At 71.7% G+C, this 20,860-nt stretch carries 15 protein-coding genes; 8 read left to right on the top strand and 7 right to left on the bottom strand.

Annotated elements, in window-relative coordinates; translation table 11 throughout:
* The first annotated feature begins 111 nt into the window (after window positions 1–111).
* Complete coding sequence (locus tag ABCR83_RS23615; RefSeq protein ID WP_462697150.1) at window positions 112–4,356, top strand: SNF2-related protein; 4,245 nt, start codon at window positions 112–114, stop codon at window positions 4,354–4,356.
* Complete coding sequence (locus tag ABCR83_RS23620; protein WP_462697151.1) at window positions 4,353–5,573, top strand: hypothetical protein; 1,221 nt, start codon at window positions 4,353–4,355, stop codon at window positions 5,571–5,573. The genes ABCR83_RS23615 and ABCR83_RS23620 overlap by 4 nt, the downstream gene beginning before the upstream one ends.
* 10 nt (window positions 5,574–5,583) lie before the next feature.
* On the opposite strand, the gene ABCR83_RS23625 is transcribed toward ABCR83_RS23620, so the two are convergent.
* On the bottom strand, window positions 5,584–7,644 hold the full coding sequence (locus ABCR83_RS23625) for a phosphocholine-specific phospholipase C (protein WP_462697152.1): 2,061 nt from the start codon (window positions 7,642–7,644) through the stop codon (window positions 5,584–5,586).
* Window positions 7,645–7,793: 149 nt separating this feature from the next.
* Here ABCR83_RS23625 and ABCR83_RS23630 point away from each other — a divergent pair, with 149 nt between their 5' ends.
* Together ABCR83_RS23630 and ABCR83_RS23635 are read left to right on the top strand one after the other, a co-directional pair.
* Window positions 7,794–8,141: an MmcQ/YjbR family DNA-binding protein gene (locus tag ABCR83_RS23630; protein WP_462697153.1), complete on the top strand. Its 348-nt coding sequence runs from the start codon at window positions 7,794–7,796 to the stop codon at window positions 8,139–8,141.
* Window positions 8,141–9,259 carry a methyltransferase gene (locus ABCR83_RS23635; protein ID WP_462697154.1) on the top strand — a complete coding sequence of 373 codons (1,119 nt, stop codon included), beginning with the start codon at window positions 8,141–8,143 and terminating at the stop codon, window positions 9,257–9,259. The genes ABCR83_RS23630 and ABCR83_RS23635 overlap by 1 nt, the downstream gene beginning before the upstream one ends.
* Here ABCR83_RS23635 and ABCR83_RS23640 read toward each other — a convergent pair.
* The 5 genes from ABCR83_RS23640 to ABCR83_RS23660 all read right to left on the bottom strand — a co-directional run bounded on the left by ABCR83_RS23640 (window position 9,233) and on the right by ABCR83_RS23660 (window position 14,182).
* Window positions 9,233–9,763: an N-acetyltransferase family protein gene (locus tag ABCR83_RS23640; RefSeq protein WP_462697155.1), complete on the bottom strand. Its 531-nt coding sequence runs from the start codon at window positions 9,761–9,763 to the stop codon at window positions 9,233–9,235. The two genes, ABCR83_RS23635 and ABCR83_RS23640, sit on opposite strands and share 27 nt — an antisense overlap.
* Before the next feature lie 59 nt (window positions 9,764–9,822).
* A complete protein-coding gene (locus ABCR83_RS23645) occupies window positions 9,823–11,208 on the bottom strand; it encodes a salicylate synthase (RefSeq protein WP_462697156.1) in 1,386 nt (461 codons plus the stop codon).
* Window positions 11,209–11,233: 25 nt separating this feature from the next.
* Window positions 11,234–11,347, bottom strand: a complete 114-nt coding sequence (locus tag ABCR83_RS23650; protein WP_462697157.1) for an MFS transporter small subunit — start codon at window positions 11,345–11,347, stop codon at window positions 11,234–11,236.
* On the bottom strand, window positions 11,344–12,648 hold the full coding sequence (locus ABCR83_RS23655) for an OFA family MFS transporter (protein WP_462697158.1): 1,305 nt from the start codon (window positions 12,646–12,648) through the stop codon (window positions 11,344–11,346). Before ABCR83_RS23655 ends, ABCR83_RS23650 begins: the two co-directional genes overlap by 4 nt.
* Before the next feature lie 73 nt (window positions 12,649–12,721).
* The gene (locus tag ABCR83_RS23660) at window positions 12,722–14,182 is read right to left on the bottom strand and encodes a purine-cytosine permease family protein (protein ID WP_462697159.1); all 1,461 of its coding nucleotides are present in this window, start codon (window positions 14,180–14,182) and stop codon (window positions 12,722–12,724) included.
* A 258-nt stretch (window positions 14,183–14,440) separates the two neighbouring features.
* Between ABCR83_RS23660 and ABCR83_RS23665 the strand changes: the two genes are divergently transcribed.
* On the top strand, window positions 14,441–16,708 hold the full coding sequence (locus ABCR83_RS23665) for a terpene synthase family protein (protein ID WP_462697160.1): 2,268 nt from the start codon (window positions 14,441–14,443) through the stop codon (window positions 16,706–16,708).
* On the opposite strand, the gene ABCR83_RS23670 is transcribed toward ABCR83_RS23665, so the two are convergent.
* A complete protein-coding gene (locus ABCR83_RS23670) occupies window positions 16,665–18,083 on the bottom strand; it encodes a M1 family metallopeptidase (protein ID WP_462697161.1) in 1,419 nt (472 codons plus the stop codon). The genes ABCR83_RS23665 and ABCR83_RS23670 overlap by 44 nt on opposite strands.
* Window positions 18,084–18,263: 180 nt before the next feature.
* Here ABCR83_RS23670 and ABCR83_RS23675 point away from each other — a divergent pair, with 180 nt between their 5' ends.
* The 3 genes from ABCR83_RS23675 to ABCR83_RS23685 are packed head-to-tail and all read left to right on the top strand — an operon-like array spanning window position 18,264 to window position 20,809.
* Complete coding sequence (locus ABCR83_RS23675) at window positions 18,264–19,232, top strand: hypothetical protein (RefSeq protein ID WP_462697165.1); 969 nt, start codon at window positions 18,264–18,266, stop codon at window positions 19,230–19,232.
* Between the two features lie 19 nt (window positions 19,233–19,251).
* A complete protein-coding gene (locus ABCR83_RS23680; RefSeq protein WP_462697162.1) occupies window positions 19,252–19,944 on the top strand; it encodes a hypothetical protein in 693 nt (230 codons plus the stop codon).
* Window positions 19,925–20,809 carry an inositol monophosphatase family protein gene (locus tag ABCR83_RS23685; protein WP_462697163.1) on the top strand — a complete coding sequence of 295 codons (885 nt, stop codon included), beginning with the start codon at window positions 19,925–19,927 and terminating at the stop codon, window positions 20,807–20,809. The genes ABCR83_RS23680 and ABCR83_RS23685 overlap by 20 nt, the downstream gene beginning before the upstream one ends.
* The last annotated feature ends 51 nt before the right edge of the window (window positions 20,810–20,860 follow it).

The following is a 20,860-nucleotide window of genomic DNA, read 5'->3' on the forward strand; positions in this document are numbered from 1 at the left end:
CCGTCCCCCGGGGCCCGGCCGCTCTGGTTGACTCCCCGGGAAGGTGTTCGCCGGCGGTGTGCCGGGCCGCGACAAGCCCGGCGGCTGTCACATGCCCGCGAGGAGTTGTTCTTGACGTCTGAGCACGACGGCCGCCACCCGGTGGCCGAACACCGGCCCGGTGTCCGGACCGGCCCCCCGGCCCCGGACGGTGACGACTGGTCCACCACCCTCAAATCGGCCTGCGTCAACAGGGAGTTCGCCCCGGCCCTCGCCGCAGAGGCGGCCCACCGGGCGGCCGAGGGCCGACTGTCGCTGCGGGACCTGCGCATCCTCCTGCTGGTCGCGGACGGCCACCCGGGCTGGCACCCGGCGCGCGAGGCCGCGATCGCCCAGGTCGCCCAGGGCCCCGACCTGGCCGGGCAACTGCTGCTGATGCACGCCCAGATGGAGCTGTGGCCCCCGCCCGCCGTCACCGAATCGACCCGCAGCACCGCCACCGGAGAGACCATCCACGAAGCCCGCGCCCGGATCGGCCCACCCGGCCGCGAAGTCGCGGGGGCCGCCTGCCCGGCCGCCACCCCCAAGGCCGCCCGGCAGCGTGCACTGCTGAACCTGCTGTCCCGACTGGCAGGCGTGGCAGACCCGTTGGAAGGTGCCTCGGTGCCCCTCCCGCGGGCCTCCCGCACCCCGCCACCGGGCCTGGACCAAGAGGTGTTCGAGACACTGCTGCACCGGCGCGCCGCCCAGGACGACGGGCCGGGAGAGGAACTCCTGGAGGAGATCCTGCTCCGGGCCGCGTCCAGCCGGCTGCGCCACCGCGACGTCGAACTCCTCCTGTTCCACACCGACGGCCCGCCCTGGACCGCGGCGCGCCGCGCCGCACTCGACACCGCGGCCAGAATGCCCCCGACCGCCGAAACCCTCCTGCACTGGCACGCCGAACGGACCGCCTGCCCGGGCACGGCCTACCACGACGGCACCGGCGGAAACGACGCCGCACCGGCCGTCCACACGGTCACGGCGAGCTTCGACACCGGCAACGGCACGGTGCACGGCAGCCCGCGGCAGGCCAAGAGCCACAAGGTGGCACGCCACTACGCGGCCGTGAACCTGCTCGCCCGGCTGGTCGGCCTGCCGGAACCACGGGTGACGGTCCTCGACCGGCCGGAGAGCGAAAAGCAGGTCGCCCCCGCCGGACCGGGGGAGGACCCGCTGAAACTCCTGAACAAATACACCCAGCTCGAGGTCATCACCAAGCCCGTCTACGCGTTCCACCGGGCCGGACCCGGCGCCCGTGCGGCGATCACCTGCACGGTGAGCTGCGACTACCGCGGCCGCCGCCCGGGCGTGCAGGCCACCGGGAAGGCCAGGACGAAGGCGGAGTCACGGATCGCCGCCGCCCGCGCACTCATCGGCGCCCTCTGCACGACCGGCACCGCCCCGGCACCGCCCCCCGCGACCCGGGCGGCGACCGTGCCGGCCGCCCGGAAGAACCCCGCGCCGCCGGCCGCGAGCCGCGCCGCGATGTCCATCGCCGAGGAAGCCCTCAAGGCCCGCTGTGCCCTGGTGTACCTCCCCGGCCCCACCCCGCGGGCCGCCCGGCTGCTCATCCACCGGGCCGACGGCAGACCCATGCCCGCCACCCCCCTGGCCGCACCGCTCACCCGCACCACCCGTGAACTGGTGCTGACCGGACCGGACGGCGTGCGCCGCGCACCGGTCGAGGGCTGGGCACTGCCCCTGGCCGACGCGGCCGGGACCCTCCTGAACGTGGCGGACCACCCGGCGGCCCACCACTCCGTACGGGCCTGGGCCCAAGCGGCCCGGATCGGCCTGCAGTTGATCGCCGCCCGCCTGGTGTACCCGGCGCTGACCACCGCCGGGCTGGACACCTGGCGCATCGGTCCCCTCCCGGACGGAGCCCGGCTCGCCCTGGACGGACTCGCCGAACGGATGCCCCCGCACGCACACTGCACCGCCGTCGGCGGACAACCCCGCATCCCGCCCGCCCACCACACCCTGCGGGACTTCCTCGACGCCCTGGCCGACGCCCTGCTGCGCCCCCCCGGCGCCCCGGCACTCTTCGGCGACCTGCCCCATGTCACCCCCACCGCACGCCCCGCCCACCATCTGCGCCTGTGGACGGACACCCTCGAGGACCGGTGCGAGGGCGGCGCCCCCCCCGGCCTCGTCCTGCGCATCCACCCCCCCTCCGCACCGGACGCGGCGGACGGCCGGCTGCGCGCCACCCTGCTGCTGCGCCCTTCCGGCGCCCCCGCGGCGGACGGCGCCGCCCACGAGGCCGAGGCCGCCCAGGTGTTCGAGGGCACCGCCCACCCGCCGGGCCTCGGCCCGGCCGTCCGGCCGAAGGCCGTCCGGGCGCTGCGCCGGGCCGCGCGGCACTGGCCGCCGCTGAAGCGGCTGGCCGACCAGAACCCGCCCACCGGCCTGACCCTGACCGGCTCCGACATCCTGGAACTCCTCGGCGAGGCCGAGGAGTCGTTGGCCGAGCAGGGGGTCGAGGTCCGCTGGCCCGAGCGGCTGCGCACCGCACTCGGCACCCGCACCGTGGTCGGCGACCCGGCGCACGGCCGGTTCGGGCTCACCGAACTCCTGGACTTCCGCTGGCAGTTGCTGCTGGACGGGGCGCCGCTCAGCGAGTCGGAGATGGACCGGCTGGTCGAGGCGACCCGCCCGCTGGTACGGCTGCGCGACCAGTGGGTCCTCGTCGACCCGCACACCGCGCGCCGCGCCGGTCAGCGCCGGCTGGAACCGCTCACCGGCACCGCGGCCCTGACCGCCGCGCTGTCCGGCACCGTCACCGTCGACGGCCAGGACTTCGCCTGCGAGCCGGCCGGCGCCCTCGCCGAGGTGGTCGCCACCCTGCGCGACGGCGAGTCCGCCGGCCGGCCGGTCGCCGTGCCACTGGCCCTGACCGCCCGGCTGCGCGACTATCAGCACCGGGCACTGACCTGGCTGGCGCGCACCACCGAACTCGGCTTCGGGGTGTGCCTGGCCGACGACATGGGCCTGGGCAAGACGCTGACCGGCATCGCCTTCCACCTGCACCGCAAGGAGAACGGCAGCCCCGGCCCCACCCTGGTGATCTGCCCGTCCTCGCTGGTGACCAACTGGGCACGGGAGATCGGCCGCTTCGCTCCCGGCACCGAGGTCATCCGCTACCACGGCAACGACCGCACCCTGGCCACGCTGTCCGACGCGTCGGTCGTGGTGACCACCTATGGCATCCTGCGCCGCGACCACGCCGAACTGGCCGCCATCGGCTGGGGGCTGGTGATGGCGGACGAAGCCCAGCATGTGAAGAACCACCGCACCAGGACCGCGCACCGGCTGCGCGAACTCCGTTCCGGGACCAGGGTCGCGCTCACCGGGACGCCGGTGGAGAACACCCTCGACGAACTCTGGGCGATCCTGGATTGGGCCAACCCGGGCCTGTTCGGCACCCTGGCCCGCTTCCGCGCCCAGTACGCGCGGGACGTCACCCGGGAGGCCGCCGGTGACACCGACGGCCCGGTCACCCGGCAGCTGACCCGGCTGATCGGCCCGTTCCTGCTGCGACGGCGCAAGAGCGACCCGGGGATCGCCCCCGAACTCCCGCCCAAGGTCCACCAGGAACGCGTCGTACAGCTCACCGCCGAACAGGTCGCGCTCTACGAGGCCAACGTCCGCGAGGCGATGGCCGCCGTCGAGGGCACCCGGGGACCGGGCCGCCACAACATGGTCCTCCAACTCCTCACCGCCCTCAAGCAAATCTGTAACCACCCCGCCCACTACCTGCACAACCGCAACCCACAACCCACAGCCGACGAGCCGCCCTTCGCCGAGCGGTCGGCCAAGCTCAAGGCGCTGGAGGAACTGCTGGCCACCATCGGCGAACGCGGTGAATCCGCCCTGGTCTTCACCAGCTACGTGGTCATGGGCAACCTCCTGCACACCCACCTCACCGGCCTCGGCCTCAACCCCCTGTTCCTGCACGGAGCGACCGGCACCGCACAGCGCCAGCAGATGGTCGACGCCTTCCAGGCCGGCCACCACCGGATCCTGATCCTCTCCCTGCGCGCGGCCGGCACCGGGCTGAACCTCACCCGCGCCACCCATGTCATCCACTACGACCGGACCTGGAACCCCGCCATCGAGGACCAGGCCACCGACCGCGCCCACCGCATCGGCCAGCACCGCACCGTCCACGTCCACCAGCTCATCAGCGAAGGCACCGTGGAAGACCGGATCGCCGCCCTGCTGCACAGCAAGCGCGCCCTGCACAACGCCATCCTGGCCGGCGGAGAACGCGCTCTGGGCGCCCTGTCCGACCAGGAACTCGCCGCCCTCGTCACCCTGGGGAGGAACCCATGAGCACGGCCGGCCAACACCCCACCGCACGCTGGGCCACCGTCTGGACCACGGCCTTCGAAACGGCCGCCGCCGACGACCCGGCCGCCCTCACCGCCGGCCGCGCCCTCGCCGGAACGCTGGGACAGCTCAATGTCTGCGCCGGGGTCGCCACCTCCAAGATCCCCGCCCCCGGCACCGAGGCCAAGATCCGCCCGCTGATCACCGTGCCGGTCCTCGACCGGCGGCAATGGGACGAGATCTACACCGCGATCGCCCAGGATGCCCAACTCGCCGCCGTGCTGCGCACCGAGCGCCTCAGCGACGCGCTCGCCGACCCGGCACGCACCGCGGGGTGGCCGATCGTCCCCGGCCCCGCCGACATCGTCTTCACCTGCACCTGCCGTGCCGCCCCCGGCATCTGCCCGCACTCCGCGGCCGTGGCCTATGGACTGGCCGACCGGGCGCGCACCGCACCCGCCGTGCTGCTGGCCCTGCGCGGCCGTGCCCACAAACACCTCAAGGCATACCTGCGGGCCGCCGCCACCGCCCCCGTGGACGAGGATGCCGGGGAGGCGGTCTGCGCCGAGCAGGCCTACCACCGCTGGAGCCGCAGGTCACCCGACCTGCCACCGCCGCGGAGCAGCGACGCCCGGCACGGCACACCGGTCCTGGACACCTGCCGGGAGGAACCCCCCGCACCCGCCCCCTCGTTGGAGATCCTCGGCGTGCTGGTCCGGGACGCGGCACAGCGCGCGGCCGCGCTGCTGTCCGGCGACCACACCCCTCCGGCCGCCGCTGTGCTCACCGATGCCGTGCTCACCGACGCCGTGCGCCTGCTGTCCACTCCCGGCGGGGAGCCGTACGCCGAGGCGGCGGCCGACCGCCTCTCGCTCGCCCCCGGCCGGCTGCGGCACCTCATCGCCGCCCATACGTACGGAGGCGCGGACGGCGTGCAGGTCACCGTGCACCGGACGCCCGCCGACCCGGACACCCTCGCCCGGGCCGAGGCCGCCATCCAGCCCATCAGGCCCGCACAGCTGTCCATGCTCGAACGGGACCACAACCGCATCACCGACCCGGCCGCCCGAGTCCAGCTCCGGCTGGGGCCCGACGGCCGCTGGTACCCGTTCACCGACTGGCTCGGCACCTGGCGGCCGGCCCCCGGGCCGGACGCGGATCCGGCCGCCGCCTACAAGGCCGCCCGGCTGGCCCGGGCCACCCAGCCGGGGGGTGGCTGAGGAGGGCCGCTCAGTGGGTGGCGATGGCCGGATCGCTCACCCCGGGCGCCCCGGTCTCGACATGCCCGGCGAACCGGCGCAGGAACCCACGGTCCCGGTCGGCGACCACGGTCACGTCGTACCAGCGCTTGCTGTCGCGCAGTTGGACCGTGTGGCGCACGGTGACACCGGAGCGCACCCGGAAGGTCTCGGCCCGCTTCCCATAGGCGTTGCCCACGGTGAGGTGACAGTCGGCGCGGCCGTGGTTGGTCATGGTCAGGTCGAGGTTGCCGGTGGCCGCGTTGTGGCGGGCGGTCACCTCGGGCCCGGCGGCACGGGCGGTGCCCCGGAACGTCCGCAGGAAGCCATTGGGGCCGAAGACCGAGAGGTCGTAACCGCCTGAAGAGGCCGTGTGCCAGGTGTCGGAGAGCCGCTTGCCCGCCTCGGTGGTGTAGGTCCAGGGCCCGTCGGCGCGGTTGCCGGACCTGACGTGGAACTGGGCGCCGGCCGCGGGCCCGCCGCTGAAGGTGAGGGTGAACCGGCCCGCGTCCCCGACGGCGCCGGCGGTGCCATCGGCGAATGGCGCGTACCGAAGCGGCCGGGTCGGGCGTGAGCCCGGCTCCTGCCCGGGCAGGCTGCCGACGGTGGGGGGCTTGGGCACATAGTCGGGGTGCCGGTTGCGGTCCGGCGGCCGGTAGCCCTCGGTGGACGGCAGCGCGGCGGGCTTGCCGTGCGCATGGCTGAAGTCGAAGGCGGAAGTGAGATCGCCGCACAGGGCCCGCCGCCAGGGCGAGATGTTTGGTTCGTGCACTCCGAAGCGGCGTTCCATGAACCGGATGACCGAGGTGTGGTCGAAGACCTCGGAGCACACGAATCCGCCGGTGCTCCACGGCGAGACCACCAGCATCGGAACGCGCTGACCCAGGCCGTAGGGTCCCGCCTGATAGCCGCCCCTCCCGGCGAAGAGGTCGGCGGAGACGTCCACCGTGGACCGGCCCTGGGCGGCGGAGGACGGCGGGTACGGCGGCACGATGTGGTCGAAGAAGCCGTCGTTCTCGTCATAGGTGAGGAACAGCGCCGTCCGGCTCCACACCTCGGGATCGGCGGTGAGCGCGTCCAGTACCTGCGCGACGTACCAGGCGCCGTAGTTCGCGGGCCAGTTGGGGTGCTCGGTGAAGGCCTCCGGCGCGGCGATCCAGGAGATCTGCGGAAGCCGCCCGGCCTGCACATCGGCCTTGAGGACGTCGAAGAGCCCGCCGCCGTTCTTGGTGTCGGTCCCGGTGCGGGCCTTCTCGTGGAGTGGGTCACCGGGCTTGGCGTTGCGGTAGTTGTCGAAGTACAGCAGCGAGTTGTCGCCGTAGTTGCCCCGGTAGGCGTCGCCGATCCAGCCCCAGGAACCCTCGGCGTCCAGGCCGTTGCCGACGTCCTGGTAGATCTTCCAGGAGATCCCGGCCTTCTCCAGCCGCTCGGGGTAGGTCGTCCAGCCGTACCCGGCCTCGTCGTTCCCCAGGACGGGGCCGCCGCCGGTGCCGTCGTTGCCGGTGTACCCCGTCCACAGGTAGTAGCGGTTGGGGTCGGTGGAGCCGATGAACGAGCAGTGGTACGCGTCACAGATGGTGAAAGTGTCGGCGAGCGCGTAGTGGAACGGTATGTCCTCGCGGGTGAGGTACGCCATGGTCGTCGCCGTCTTGGCGGGCACCCACTGGTCGTATCTGCCCTGGTTGAACGCCTTGTGCCCGCCCGCCCAGTCGTGGTTGAGGTCCTGGATGAACTGCAGTCCCAGGTTGTCCGCCGCGGGGCGGAACGGCAGCACCTCCTTGGTGCCGTCCGACTGGTGCCAGACCGGCTTCCCGCTGGGCAGCGTCACGGGCCGGGGGTCACCAAACCCGCGCACCCCGCGCAGCGAGCCGAAGTAGTGGTCAAAGGACCGGTTCTCCTGCATCAGCACCACGATGTGCTCGACGTCCCGGAGGCTGCCGGTGCGGCGCCGGGCGGGAATGGACGCGGCCCGGGCGATGCTGTCCGACAGCACGGTGAAGGCGGCGGTGCCTCCGGCGAGTTGTACAAAGCGCCGTCGGTTGAGTTCTGGCATGGGCACGGTGACCTCTGCGGGTGTGGGGGACAGCAGCGAGTGGAGCATCCCAAGGAGAGCGAGGCGCGCGGAAGAAGCGATGGCGGCACCGTGACGCCGGGTGGTACGCGGGGCGAACAGGGCCTCTTCGTCTGTCTAATGTAGAGATCATGATCAATGCTCGGAATGTCCGCAGTATCGCGCTTTCCCTCCCGGAGACGGTGGAGAAGGAGGCATGGAGCATGCCGACCTTCCGCGTCGCCGGGAAGATGTACCTCACCGTCCCCGACGACGAGACGTCCATCGCCGTCCGGTGCCCCCGGCACGAACGGGCGGAACTGATCGCGGCGGAGCCGGAGAAGTTCTGGGTGCCGCCGCACGAGGCCGGTTCCGCATGGGTGCGGGTGCGGCTGGCCGCCCTGGAGGACCTGGACGAGCTGCGCGATATTCTGGTGGACTCCTGGCGGCAGGCCGCACCGGAGCGCCTCGCCGACACCCTGCCCACGAGGAACGACTGATGTCCACTCTGCACTGGACCGAGGCCGACGTCGGCCGGTCCGCCCGCTGGCATTCCGAGAGTGGAGCACCGCTTCCGCGCCGGGTCGTCGTCGCGGACGACCGCCTGAAGGCCGCCACGGCCTACCGCCTGGCCTGTGAAGGCACCGCCCTGCTGTGGCGGGGGAGCGACTTCCACCAGGCCCGGCAACTGCTCCAGGCGATGGGCCGCCGCATCGACCGGAAGACTCCCCCAGCGGAGTCCGGAACGGCCGAGTCCTTCCGGGCGCACCGCCGGGCCCGCCGTCACCGCGCCCGGGTGCTGGGCATGCTGCTGGTGCTGCTGGAGGACGACCACGGCCTGGCCCTGCGCAGGGCCCCCGACGTCCGTCGGGCGTGCATACAGGCCTACGGTCCGCCGGGAGAGCCCTCGGTGGTCTCCCTCCGGGAGCTGCTCGGTGTGGTCGGGGCACATCAGTGGCGCGAGAAGGGGGTGCACGTGCCCGCTCTGGGCGCCCGTATTCATCCGCACTACGGGGTGTTCTCCCCGGTCAGAGGGGAGTATGTGGACCTGGTGGCACAGGCGCCGCTGCCGGCCGTACCCCGCACCGCATTCGACCTCGGCACCGGGACCGGAGTGCTCGCCGCCGTCCTGGCCCGCCGGGGAGTCGGCCGGGTGATGGCCACCGACAGCAGCCCGCGCGCGCTGGCCTGCGCCCGGGAGAACGTCCACCGCCTCGGCCTCACCGGACGGGTCGATGTGGTGGGCCCCGCCCTGTTCCCCGAAGGCCGCGCCGAGCTCATCGTGTGCAACCCGCCCTGGATTCCGGCCCGGCCGTCCTCCGCCCTCGAGCAGGGCGTCTACGATCCGGACAGCGGCATGCTCCATGGCTTCCTGGACGGGCTCACCACCCACCTCGAACCGGGCGGCGAGGGCTGGCTCATCCTGTCGGACCTGGCCGAACTCCTCGGACTCAGAGACCGTGGCGCGCTGCCGGCCGCCTTCGAGGCGGCAGGCCTGCGTGTGCTGGACAGGCTGGACACCACACCGCGCCATCCACGGGCGAGGGACACCACCGACCCCCTGCACGCGGCTCGCACCGCGGAGACCACCTCACTGTGGCGCCTCGCCGTCGCATGACTTCTCCAGCATGGCGACATCCCAGAAGGTGTCGAACTTGCGCCCCACCTGCCCGTGCACGCCTATCCGGCGGAACCCGAAGCGCTGGTGCAGCCGCATGGACGGGACGTTGGGCTGGGTGACCCCGGCGTAGGCCCGGTGCACGTCCTCGGTGGTCAGGGCCTCGAAGAGCGTGGCGTAGAGCAGGCCGCCGATGCCGCGTCCGGTGCACCCGGGGGCGAGGTAGACGCTGGTCTCCACCGAGGTTTCATAGGCCTGCTTGGGGCGGAAGGGGCTGCTGGAGGCATAGCCCAGCACCCTGCCCGCCTCCTCGGCGACCAGCAGCCGGTACCGCCCTCCGGCCTGGTGGGACTCCAGCCAGGCCCGGCGCTGGTCGGCCCGGAAGGGCTGGATGTCGAAGGTGATCGGGGTGTGGACCACATAGTGGTTGTAGATCTCGGTGAGTTCGCCGAGGTCGCCGGCTTCCGCCGGGCGGACCCGCAGGGCCGTGGTGCCGTTGTGCATCGGTTCTCCCTTCCGGCGCGGGAGGCTAGCCGGACACTGTTACGCACGTATTTCGGCCATCAGGTGATGTGTTCGCCGGGGAGACCGGAGAGATGGGGAGCGATGCTGCGCAGCTTCTCGCAGGTCTCCTCCCACTCGCGCTCCGGCGTGGACTGGCCCATGACTCCCGCACCGGCCCGCAGCCAGGAGCGGCCCTGATGGCGGAAGACCGTCCGCAGGACGAGTGCGGCATCCAGCGAACCGGCCGCGTCGGCCATGAAGACCGCACCGCCGTACAGGCCGCGCGGCCCCTCCTCGCGGCGGTGGATGGCCCGCAGGGCGGGAGCCCTGGGCACCCCGGTGACGGTGACGGCGGGGAAGAGCGCGGCGAAGGCGTCCCAGGCTCCCGCTCCCTCGCGCAGGCGTCCGGCGATACGGGAGGCCAGGTGCTGTACCGAGCCGCGTTCGCGGACGGTCATGAACTCCTCGATGACGGCACTGCCGGAACGGCAGATGCCGGTCAGTTGGGCGAGGGCGAGCCGGACGGACAGGGCGTGCTCCTGGACCTCCTTGGGGTCGGCGAGCAACTCCTCGCGCAGCCGGCGGTTGCGGTCGGCGTCGGGACCCAGGGCGCGGGTGCCCGCGAGCGGCCGGGTGGTGACCCGACCGTCGGCCTCGACCTCGACGACGGTCTCCGGGCTGAAGCCGGCGGCCTGCCAGCCGCCGAGGTCCAGCAGATAGGACCGGGCCGGGGTGTTGGCGCGCCGCCCGGCGAGGTAACCGGCCGCGAGATCCGGCCGCGCCAGGGCGGGGAGCGGCAGCGCCCGGGAGAGAACGGCCTTGTGCAGCAGGCCGCTTCGGATGTCCTCGATGGTCCGGGTGACCGCCTCCCGGTAGCGCGCCGGGTCGCCGGTGAGGAGGGCTTCGGGCGCGAGGGGCGGCGAGGCGGCGGCGGCCGGGCCGGGTGGGAGGGGCCGGGACAGCAGGGCGGCCGCGTTCCTCGGCCAGGCGTCGTCGGCGGCCCGGAGGACGGCCCTGCCGGGGGAGAGCGCGGCCTCCGCGGCGGGCAGCATCAGGTGGAGCAGGGGGCCGGAGCCGGCCGCCGCCCGGTCCGCGTGGAGCAGATGGCCGAGTTCGAAGGCCGCCCATCCATAGGCCCGCCGGCCGTCCGGTGGCAGCGCGGCCAGCGCCCCGGCCACGGCCGCCAGCGGGCGTCCGCCCGCCGGAGCGTCCCAACTGCGGCCCGCCGCGGTCGCGATGACGCGTCGGGCGTCGACGGTGAGAGTGGCCGCCGGGGCCAGGGCGACATACCAGGTGCCATGGCGCTCGTAGCAGACATAGGGCCCGTCGGCGGCCCGGACGAGGCGTACCGCGGCCTCGGCCGGGTCGTCGGGGGCCGCCACGGTGGCGGTGTGGTCCAGCGGAGGTGGCAGGCGGGCCCATTCCGGCCAGGGGGAGGCGGTCAAGGGGCTTTTCCTCCGGGGGCCACGGTCAGCCGGTGAACAACTGCCTGAGCTTGGTGGCGAGTTCATAGACACCGTAGGCGAAGGGAGCCCCCACCCACAGCCAGCTCAGCACCAGCAGCGCCTTGCGGGAGGCCGTCATGGGGTCGCGCCCTTCTCCTGGTGGCGGGGGTGGACGGGCCGGATGAGCTCATTGGCCGCGAACCCCACGACCAGCAGCCCGATCATGATGAGGAACGAGGTGGTGTAGAGGCCGGGGCCGGTCCGGCCCGCCGACTTCCCGGCGTCGGCGACGGCGTTGACGATCAGCGGGCCGAGGATCCCGGCGGTGGACCAGGCGGTCAGCAGCCGGCCGTGGATCGCGCCGACCTGGTACGTCCCGAAGAGGTCCGTCAGATAGGCGGGGACGGTGGCGAAACCACCACCGTAGAAGGAGAGGATGACGGCGGCACAGACGATGAACAGCGGCTTGGCCCCGGAGCCGGTCAGGGCGATGAGCAGATACATCAGCGCGCCGGCACCGAGGTAGAGGCGGTAGACGTTCTTGCGGCCGACGAGGTCCGAGACGGAGGACCAGACGATCCGGCCCAGCATGTTGGCGAGCGAGAGCAGGCCGACGAAGCCCGCCGCGGCGGCCGGGCCGACAGGGGAGGCGGAAGCGGCGAAGAAGTCCGTGATCATGGGCGCGGCCTTCTCCAGGATGCCGATGCCCGCGGTGACATTGGTGCACAGGACGACCCACAGGCACCAGAACTGCGGGGTGCGCAGGGCGTTGCGGGCGGACACCTGCCCGGTGGTGGCGGCGGGCCGGGGCGTGGCGGGGGCGTGTCCACCGGGCGGCACCCGGACGAGCAGCACGCCGAGCGTCATAAAGACGGCATAGGCGGCCCCCATCACCAGGAATGTCCTGGCGATCCCCGAGGTGTCCGTGCCGAAGGCGGAGAGCAGTTCGGCCGACCAGGGAGAGGCGATCAGGGCGCCGCCGCCGAAGCCCATGATGGCGATGCCGGTGGCCATGCCGGGGCGGTCGGGAAACCACTGGATGAGGGTGGACACCGGCGAGATGTACCCGATGCCCAGGCCGGTGCCGCCGATGACGCCATAGCCTGCCACCACCAGCCAGTACCGGCCGGTGGCCGCCCCGAGGGCGGCCACCAGGAAGCCGGACGAGAAGCACCCCGCCGACACCAGCATCGCCCAGCGCGGGCCGTTGCGCTCCACCAGCGTGCCGCCGAAGGCGGCGGAGAGGCCGAGCATCACGATCGCGACCTGGAAGGGCAGCGCCGAGGCGGTGCCGGACAGGCCGAGCGAGGACTCCAGCGGCGGCTTGAACACGCTCCAGGCATAGGCCTGGCCGATGGCGAGGTGAATGGACAGCGCGGCGGGTGGGACGAGCCAGCGACTCCAGCCCGGTGGCGCGACGATGCGGGAGCGGGCGAGCATGGACGGACGTTACAGCCCCCGGCGATCCGCCCGAAAGGCCGCACCGGTGGCCGAGTTCACCGTGCGCCGGGGGTTACCCGCGCAACGGGCTTAGGGGAGCCGCCGCTTCGTGTCCGGCCGGGTGGATCGTCTCGGCGGGCGGATTGGCGGTGCGCCGGGCCCAGGCGTAGTAGACGGCGGCGGTGAAACCCAGGCCGACGAGCCAGGAGATGTCCGCGCCGCCGAGCCGGTGCGTCAGCGGACCGGTGTAGAGCTTCTGGGCCAGGAACGGTATCTGCGCCAGCACGCCGAGGACGTAGCAGCTCAGCGCCGGTATGTTCCAGCGCCCATAGCGGCCGTCGGGGTCGTAGAGCGCGGGGATGTCGACCCGCTCGCGCGAAATCAGGTAGTAGTCGGTCAGGTTGATGGCACTCCAGGGGGTGAACACCATGAGCAGCAGGAGTACGAAGTTCTTGAAGTTGTCGAGGAAGTCCGCGCTGGCCGCGGTGGCGATCACCACGGACACGGCCGTGAAGCCGATGATGTAGGCCGCGCGGGCGGCCGGTGAGATCCTGGACCGGCCGTTGAATGCGGTCACCGTCGTCAGGACCGACATGAAACCGCCATAGGCGTTGAGGCAGTTGACGGTCAGCTTGCCGACCAGGATCACCAGGTAGACCAGGAACCCGAGGACCGCCGGTCCGGCCAACTTCCCGACGAATCCGACCTGGTCGGGCAGGAAGGCGTCGCCGGCGACGGTGGCGATCAGCGCGCCCAGGGTCATGGCCCACTGGGAACCGATGACACTGCCGGCGAACGTCGACCAGAAGGTCGCCCGCTCGCTGGTGGCACGGGGAAGGTAGCGGGAGTAGTCGGCCACATAGGGGCCGAAGGTCAGCTGCCAGCCGGCCCCGAGCGAGACCGCGAGCAGGAAGGTCACGGTGTCGAAGGGCTTGTCGCCGAGGTGCCCGGTCACGTCGTACTTGGCGAACAGGGCGATCATGAGATAGCCGAGACCGGCGACTCCGGCGACGGTCGCGATCCGGCCCGCGAGGTGGATGAGGCGGTACCCGGTCACCGCCACCACGGCGGTCAGCACCCCGAAGATCAGTATCCCGAGCTTGGCGTCGTGGATGTGCAGGACCTTGCAGACCGCCTGCCCCGCCAGCACGCTGCCGGTCGCCGCGAAGCCGAGGTACATCAGGATCACCAGGACCAGTGGCAGTACGGCGCCGAACACCCCGAACTGCGCCCGGCTGGAGATCATTTGGGGCACGCCCAGGCGGGGACCCTGGGCCGAGTGCAGCGCCATGACGATCCCGCCGAGGATGTTGCCCAGCAGCAGCGCGGGAATCGCCCAGAGCGCGTCGGCGCCGAAGACCACGGCCAGCGCGCCGTCGACGATCGCGGTGATCTGCATGTTGGCGCCGAACCACAGGGTGAACTGACTGCGCGGCGAGCCATGCCGTTCGGCGTCGGGGACCACCTCTATGGTCCGGTGTTCGACGGTGAGACGGGACTCTGGCGGCTGCTCGGGTTTTATGGCGGGTTTCATGGCGGACGTCTCCCCTGGCTCGCGCGATGCTGCGCAGAATCTGACATGAATGAAGTCCAACGTCAATGCATTGAATGAATAGATTCATGTAGCGGATCCGCGCCCTCACCAACGGTCACCGCGACGGCTCCGGGTTCACCTCATCGAGCGGTGTATGACTGTCCGATCTATGGCCTCCGGTCTCGGGGGTTACCTTGGCGACCGCTCAAGAGGCAGCAGCGACTCGAGGACCCGGGACACACGAAAGGCACCAGTGCCATGTCTCAGCCCTTCCGGCTTCCCCGCTTCTACACGCCGTACCCGGCACGTCTGAACCCCCATCTCGAGACCGCCCGGCAGCACTCCAAGGCATGGGCGCGCGGCCTGCGGATGATCGAGGGCTCCGGTGTCTGGGACGAGGCGGCCTTCGACTCCCATGACTATGCGCTGCTCTGTGCGTACACCCATCCCGACGCCTCCGGGCCCGAGCTCGAGCTGGTAACCGACTGGTACGTCTGGGTGTTCTTCTTCGACGACCATTTCCTGGACACCTTCAAACGCAGTGGTGACATGCGGGGCGCGCGGGCATATCTGGACCGGCTCTCGGCCTTTATGCCGGTGCATGACACCGCAATCCACGAAGACCCGGTCAATCAAGAAGACCCTGCCAATCAAGTGGAGGCGGGGCTGGCCGATCTATGGACCCGGACGGTCCCGTCGATGTCCGAGGACTGGCGGGGCCGTTTCGCGGAGAGCACCCGGCACCTCCTTGAGGAGTCCCTGTGGGAGCTGTCCAACATCAATGAAGGCCGCATCGCCAATCCCGTCGAATACATCGAAATGCGGCGCAAGGTCGGCGGCGCGCCCTGGTCCGCCAACCTCGTCGAATATGTGGCGAGCGCCGAAGTGCCCGCCGCCATCGCGGCGAGCAGGCCCATGCGTGTCCTCAAGGACACGTTCGCGGACGGGGTGCATCTGCGCAATGACCTCTTCTCGTACCAGCGCGAAACCCAGGAGGAGGGTGAACTGGCCAATGCCGTCCTGGTTTTGGAGCGATTTCTCGGCTGTGACACCCAGCAGGCGGCCGACACGGTCAATGACCTCCTCACCTCCCGGCTCCAGCAGTTCGAGCACACCACCCTCACCGAACTGCCGCCGCTGGTCCGGGAACACGGCCTGGACGCCGATGCCTGCCGGGCCGTCTTCGCCTATGTCAAGGGGCTCCAGGACTGGCAGGCCGGCGGGCACGAGTGGCACCTGCGCTCGAGCCGCTATATGAACGAGGCCTCCCGGGGCGCGTCGGCCGTGCCGGACGGCCCCCTCGGCCTGGGGACCTCGGCGGCCCGGGTGATCCCCTCGCTGGCCGTGACGACCCCCGGCCGGGCCCGCAGCCATGGCCATGTGCCGTTCCAGCCGGTCGGACCGTCCCAGCTGCCCGATTTCCACATGCCGTTCGCCACCCGGCTGAGCCCGCACCTGGAGGCCTCGCGCCGCCATGGCCTCCGGTGGAGCGGCGCCATGGGAATGCTCGAACCCGCCCCCGGCATCCCCGGCTCCGGTCTCTGGGACGAACGACGGCTCGGGGAATTCGACTTCGCCCTGTGCTCGGCGGGAATCCACCCCGACGCGTCCCCCGATGAACTGGACCTGGCCACGGACTGGCTCACCTGGGGAACCTACGGTGACGACTACTATCCGCTGGTCTTCGGGCGCACCCCCGATCCGGCCGCCGCCCGGGCGTACAACGCAAGGCTTTCGGCCTTTATGCCGCTGGACGTCACCACCATGCCGCCCCCGGCGGACGTCCTGGAACGCGGCCTCGCCGACCTCTGGCCGCGCACGGCGGGCCCGATGGGCCCGGACGACCGCCGGGCGTTCCGCACCGCCGTCGAGGAGATGACCGCCGGCTGGCTCTGGGAGCTGGCCAATCACCGGCAGAACCGGATCCCCGAGCCGGTCGACTACATCGAGATGCGCCGCAGGACCTTCGGCGCCGATCTCACCATGAGCCTGTCGCGCATCGGACGCGGTGACTCCGTGCCGCCCGGCCTGCTGCGGACCCGGCCGGTCAAGGCCATGGAGGATGCCGCCTCGGACTACGCCTGCCTGGTCAATGACGTCTTCTCCTACCAGAAGGAGATCCGGTTCGAGGGCGAGGTCCACAACGCCCTGCTGGTGGTCCAGAACTTCTTCGGCTGCGACTACGACCAGGCCCTGGGGATCGTCGGCGACCTGATGACCTCCAGGATGCGCGAGTTCGAGCACCTTGTCTCCACCCAACTCCCCGCCCTGTTCGAGGAATTCGAGCTCGATGGCGAGGCCCGGACCGCGCTGCTGGGCCATGCCGAGGACCTCAAGAACTGGCTGGCCGGAATCCTCGCCTGGCACCGGGAATGCCGCCGGTACACCGAGGCCGAGCTGCTGCACCGGTATCCGGCCGCGGCAGCACTCCCGTCGCCACCGGGCACGGCCCTCAGGGGACTCGGCACCTCGGCCGTCCGGGTCACGGTCGCACCGGTCGTCCCGGCGCCGAAAGCCAGGTGGTGAACAGGGACTTGAGGTCCTGACCCGACACCTGCTCGGCGAGGCGCACGAATTGGGAGGTGTTGGCGTTGCCGTAGCGGTGCTGGGCGGTCCACAGTGGGAGCAGCCTGAAGAAGGCGCGGTCGCCGATGCGTTCACGGAGCACCTGCAGCGTCATGGCCCCGCGCTCGTAGACCGTGCGGGAGAGCATGATGTCGCGCTGCGGGTCCGCGGCGTCGGCCTGCCAGAAGGGGTCGTCGGCCGGGTGGTGGTCGTAGGTGCCGAGGAACGCCTGGTGGGCGGTGTACCGTCCCTTGTGCTCGGCCCAGAGCCACTCGGCATAGGTGGCGAAGCCCTCGTTCAGCCAGATGTCCTTCCAGCGCTCGACCGAGACCGAGTCGCCGAACCACTGATGGGCGATCTCATGGACGATGGTCGACTCCGACCGCACGGCCGAGTAGAGCGGCTTGGTCTGGGTCTCCAGGGAGAAGGCGGCCTCCGGCATGTCGTCGACGATCGCGCCGGTCTCCTCGAAGGGATACGGGCCGAAGACCTTCGACCAGTGGTCGGTGGCCTCGGCGGTGATGCCGTAGACATCGACGCCGCCGGTGGGCAGCGTGCGGTCGGCGGCCACATAGATGGGGATGCCGCCCGGCGTCCGGCCCCTGCTGACGTCGAACCGTCCAATGGTGGCGGTGACCAGATAGGTGGCCATGGGGCGGGTCTCCCGCCAGTGGGTGACGGTGCTGTCCCCTCGGCGGCCGGTGCTCAGCAGGCGGCCGTTGGAGACGGCGGTCAGGCCCCTGGGGGCGGTGATGCGGATGTCGAAGGTCGCCTTGCGGGAGGGATGGTCGCTGGAGGGGAACCAGGTGGAGGCGGCATCGGGTTCACAGCCGACGAAGACACCGTCCTTGGTCCGCATCCAGCCGTACTTGGAGCCGAAGACGACCGGGCCGCCGAGCGGTCGGGGTATGCCGCCATAGGTGATGGTGGTGGTGAAGGTGCGTCCCCTGGCCAGGGCCGGGCTCGGGCGGATGCGTAGCTCGTCCCCGTCGTGGGTGAAGGCGACGCGCTTGCCGTTGACTTCGACGGAGGCGACCGTCAGCTGCCGGAGGCCGAGGCCGAACGAGGAGAGGTTCTGGGTGGCGCGCGCGGTGAGGGTCGTACGGCCGTTCAGACGGCCGGACCTGGGGGCGTAGCCGATGTCGAGGTCGTAGTGCAGGGCGTCGAAGCCGCCGCTACCGAGCCGGGGGAAGTAGGAATCGCCGATGCCCCGGGCGCCGGGTGAGAAGCGGGGCGGGGCATCGGCCGCGGGCGCCAGCCACGCCGAGGCCGCCGCGGCCCAGGCGAGCACCCCGGCCAGGCCCACCCGTTGCAGAATCCGGCGGGAGCGCGCCATGAGCCGTCCTCTCGAACGCGTGGGCCCTCCACCCATGGGCGCCAGCCTGGCAGGGCCGGTGTCCGGCCGCATCCGGGCGGGGGCCGTCCGGATGCACCGGTGGGATGGCGAGGAACCCGCCGGACACCTGGCCGAGGGCCGCCGCCCGCTCCTACCATGGCGTCATCCGGGGGAGGGACCATCGCAGTGGCACGCAGTACCGCGGAACCGGGGCGTCGCATCGAGAATGCCGTCGGCTGGACGATCAGGAATCTCGATGCGGTCGTCGCCATGGGCGCGGCCCTGGTCATCGGCCTCCTGGAGATCTTCGACCACAGCCTCGACCCGAGCATCGGCTCGGGAGCGACGCTGCTGGTCCTCGGTGCGCTCGTCTATGGCACGCTGACCGAGCGCAGGCGCCGGATGGCCGACATCCACGAGGCGACGGCCGGGACCAGGAGCGCCATCGAAGACCTGGTCATGGTGCGGTCGTTGTCGGGGGACGAACTCGAACGGGCCCTGGACCGGGCCCGGCAGAACACCGAGCGCTGGGTGTTCAAGGGCGGGACCGGGACCTATCTGCGGGCGGTGACCCTCCCGGTCTGCGTCCAGGAGGCGCGGCGGCGGCGCCGTTCCCTCACCATGAAGATCGATATCGTGAATCCGGCCGATGAGCAGGCCTGCGCGGCCTACGCGCGCTTCCGGCAGACCTTCGCCCACCGGCTGGATGTGGTACCGCCCGACGCCTGGAGCGCCGACCGGACCCGCAAGGAGTCCTTCGCCACGGTGCTCGCGGTCTGCTGGTACCAACAGCGGCTGGACACCCTGGAGGCCGACGTCCATCTGTCCTCGACCGTGCCCACCCTGCGCTTCGACCTGTCCGACTCGTGCCTGATCATCACCCAGGACGATCCCCGGCGGGTGAACCTGCTGGTGGAACGGGACCGGCCGCTCTATGACTACTACGTCACCGAGCTCCACCAGAGCCGGGAACAGGCGGTCACCGTCGGCCTCGACCGCACCGAACCGCTGAGCGAGGAGCCCACGGCCGACGAGGCGCGCCGGCTGTTCGAGGGCATCGGGCTGCCGCTCCCGGCGGCCTTCTCCGACCGGGATGTGAGCGAGATCGTCGACAAGGCACTGCACGCCGAGAATCCATACCGGAGGTGAGCGCCGGAAGGGAGGAGCCGTGGACTACCGATTACTCGAACAGGTGGTGGACGGCGGCCGGGGGACCGGCGAACTGTTCCGGGCCGCCGTGTCCGCGCTCGACGACATCGCCACCGGACGACGGGAGTTGTGCGCCATCCGGCACCCGCTGGGATTCCTCTGCTTCCCCGTGCAGCGCGACGGCGACCGCGGGGTCTGTGTCCATGTTTTCGGAGTATCCGGAGTGCCCGGAGTATCCGGAGTGCCCGGAGCATCCGGAGGGCCCGGGCTCACCACCTCGTCCGTGCACTCGCACAGTTGGGATCTGACCAGCTGTGTGCTGTACGGGCGGGTGGCCAATCTGCCGGTGCGGGTGGTGGAGCAACGCGAGAGCCCCACGCACCGTGTCTTCGAGATCGTCAGCAGCCCCTCGGGAGTGGACGAACTCCGGCCGACCTCCCGCCTGGTGAGCTACCGGCCGGGTCGCGGACGGACCAGCGCCGCCGGGGAGATCTACACCCTGCCCGCGGGGGAGTTCCACACCACCGTCCTCCCCGCGGGAGCCGCCGCGACCCTGCTGCTGGGCCGCACCCGGCCGGGATGCCGCGACCTCTCCCTCGGACCGGTGGATGGCGTCGGCCACCGGGTGGTACGACAGAAGTGCGACGTGGCGCAGTCCGTCCGGACCGCCTGCACCGTCCTCAGGAGGATCGATGCTCCTCACTTCCGATGACACACCCGAACCGCCCCTCCCCGCGGCGCGGTTCGCGGACGAACAGCGGCTCGCGGTCGCTGCGGCGCGCGAGGCGGGCGCGCTGTTGCGGTCCCGCTTCCAGAGCGACTACGGCATCCGGGCCAAGGGCCGCCTCGGGGACGTGGTCACCGACCTCGACATGCTCGCCGAGAGCCTGATCGTGCGCCGGATCCGGGAACGCTACCCGCACGACCGGATCCTCGCCGAGGAGGCGGGCGCGCTGGACGGCGCCGCCGCCGGCCCCGGGGTGGCGCGGCGCACCTGGCTGGTGGACCCGCTGGACGGCAGCAACAACGTGGTCATCGGACTGGCCGCGTATGTCGTCGGCATCGCCCTGTGCGCCGACGATGTGCCGGTGGTCGGCGTGGTGCACGACCCGGTCACCGAGCGGACCTGGAGCGCGCTCAGCGGTGGCGGCGCCCATGGCCCGCATGGACGGATGAGCGTCACCAGCCGCCCGCCGTCCCCGGCCGGACCGCTGCTGGCCTGGACCCAGGGGTATGGCGTGGCCCGCGACGACCCCGTGGCGCGCGCCCTCAAGGAGGGGCTCGAGAGCCACTGTCGGCGGCTGCTCCAGCTGTGGGCGCCCCTGCTGACCTGGTCCATGCTCGCCCGTGGCGACATCGATGGGTTTATCGGCTACCGGGCGGAGGCCATCGACCTGCCGGCCGGGGCCCTGCTCGCCAGGGAGGCGGGAGTGGAGATCCGGGCGCTGGACGGCGGCCCCTTCCCGGGCGGTGTCACGGGCCCCGACACCGACCGCAGCTTTGTCGCGGGCCGGCCGGAGGACCTCTCCCGCCTCTTCGACCTGGTCACCCGCAGCTCGGTGCTCGGCATCGGCTAGGAGCGCACTGAAGATCTATGCCGGGCTCGCGACGCCCGGCACGCACATCTG

It is taken from the genome of Streptomyces xingningensis, assembly GCF_054957865.1.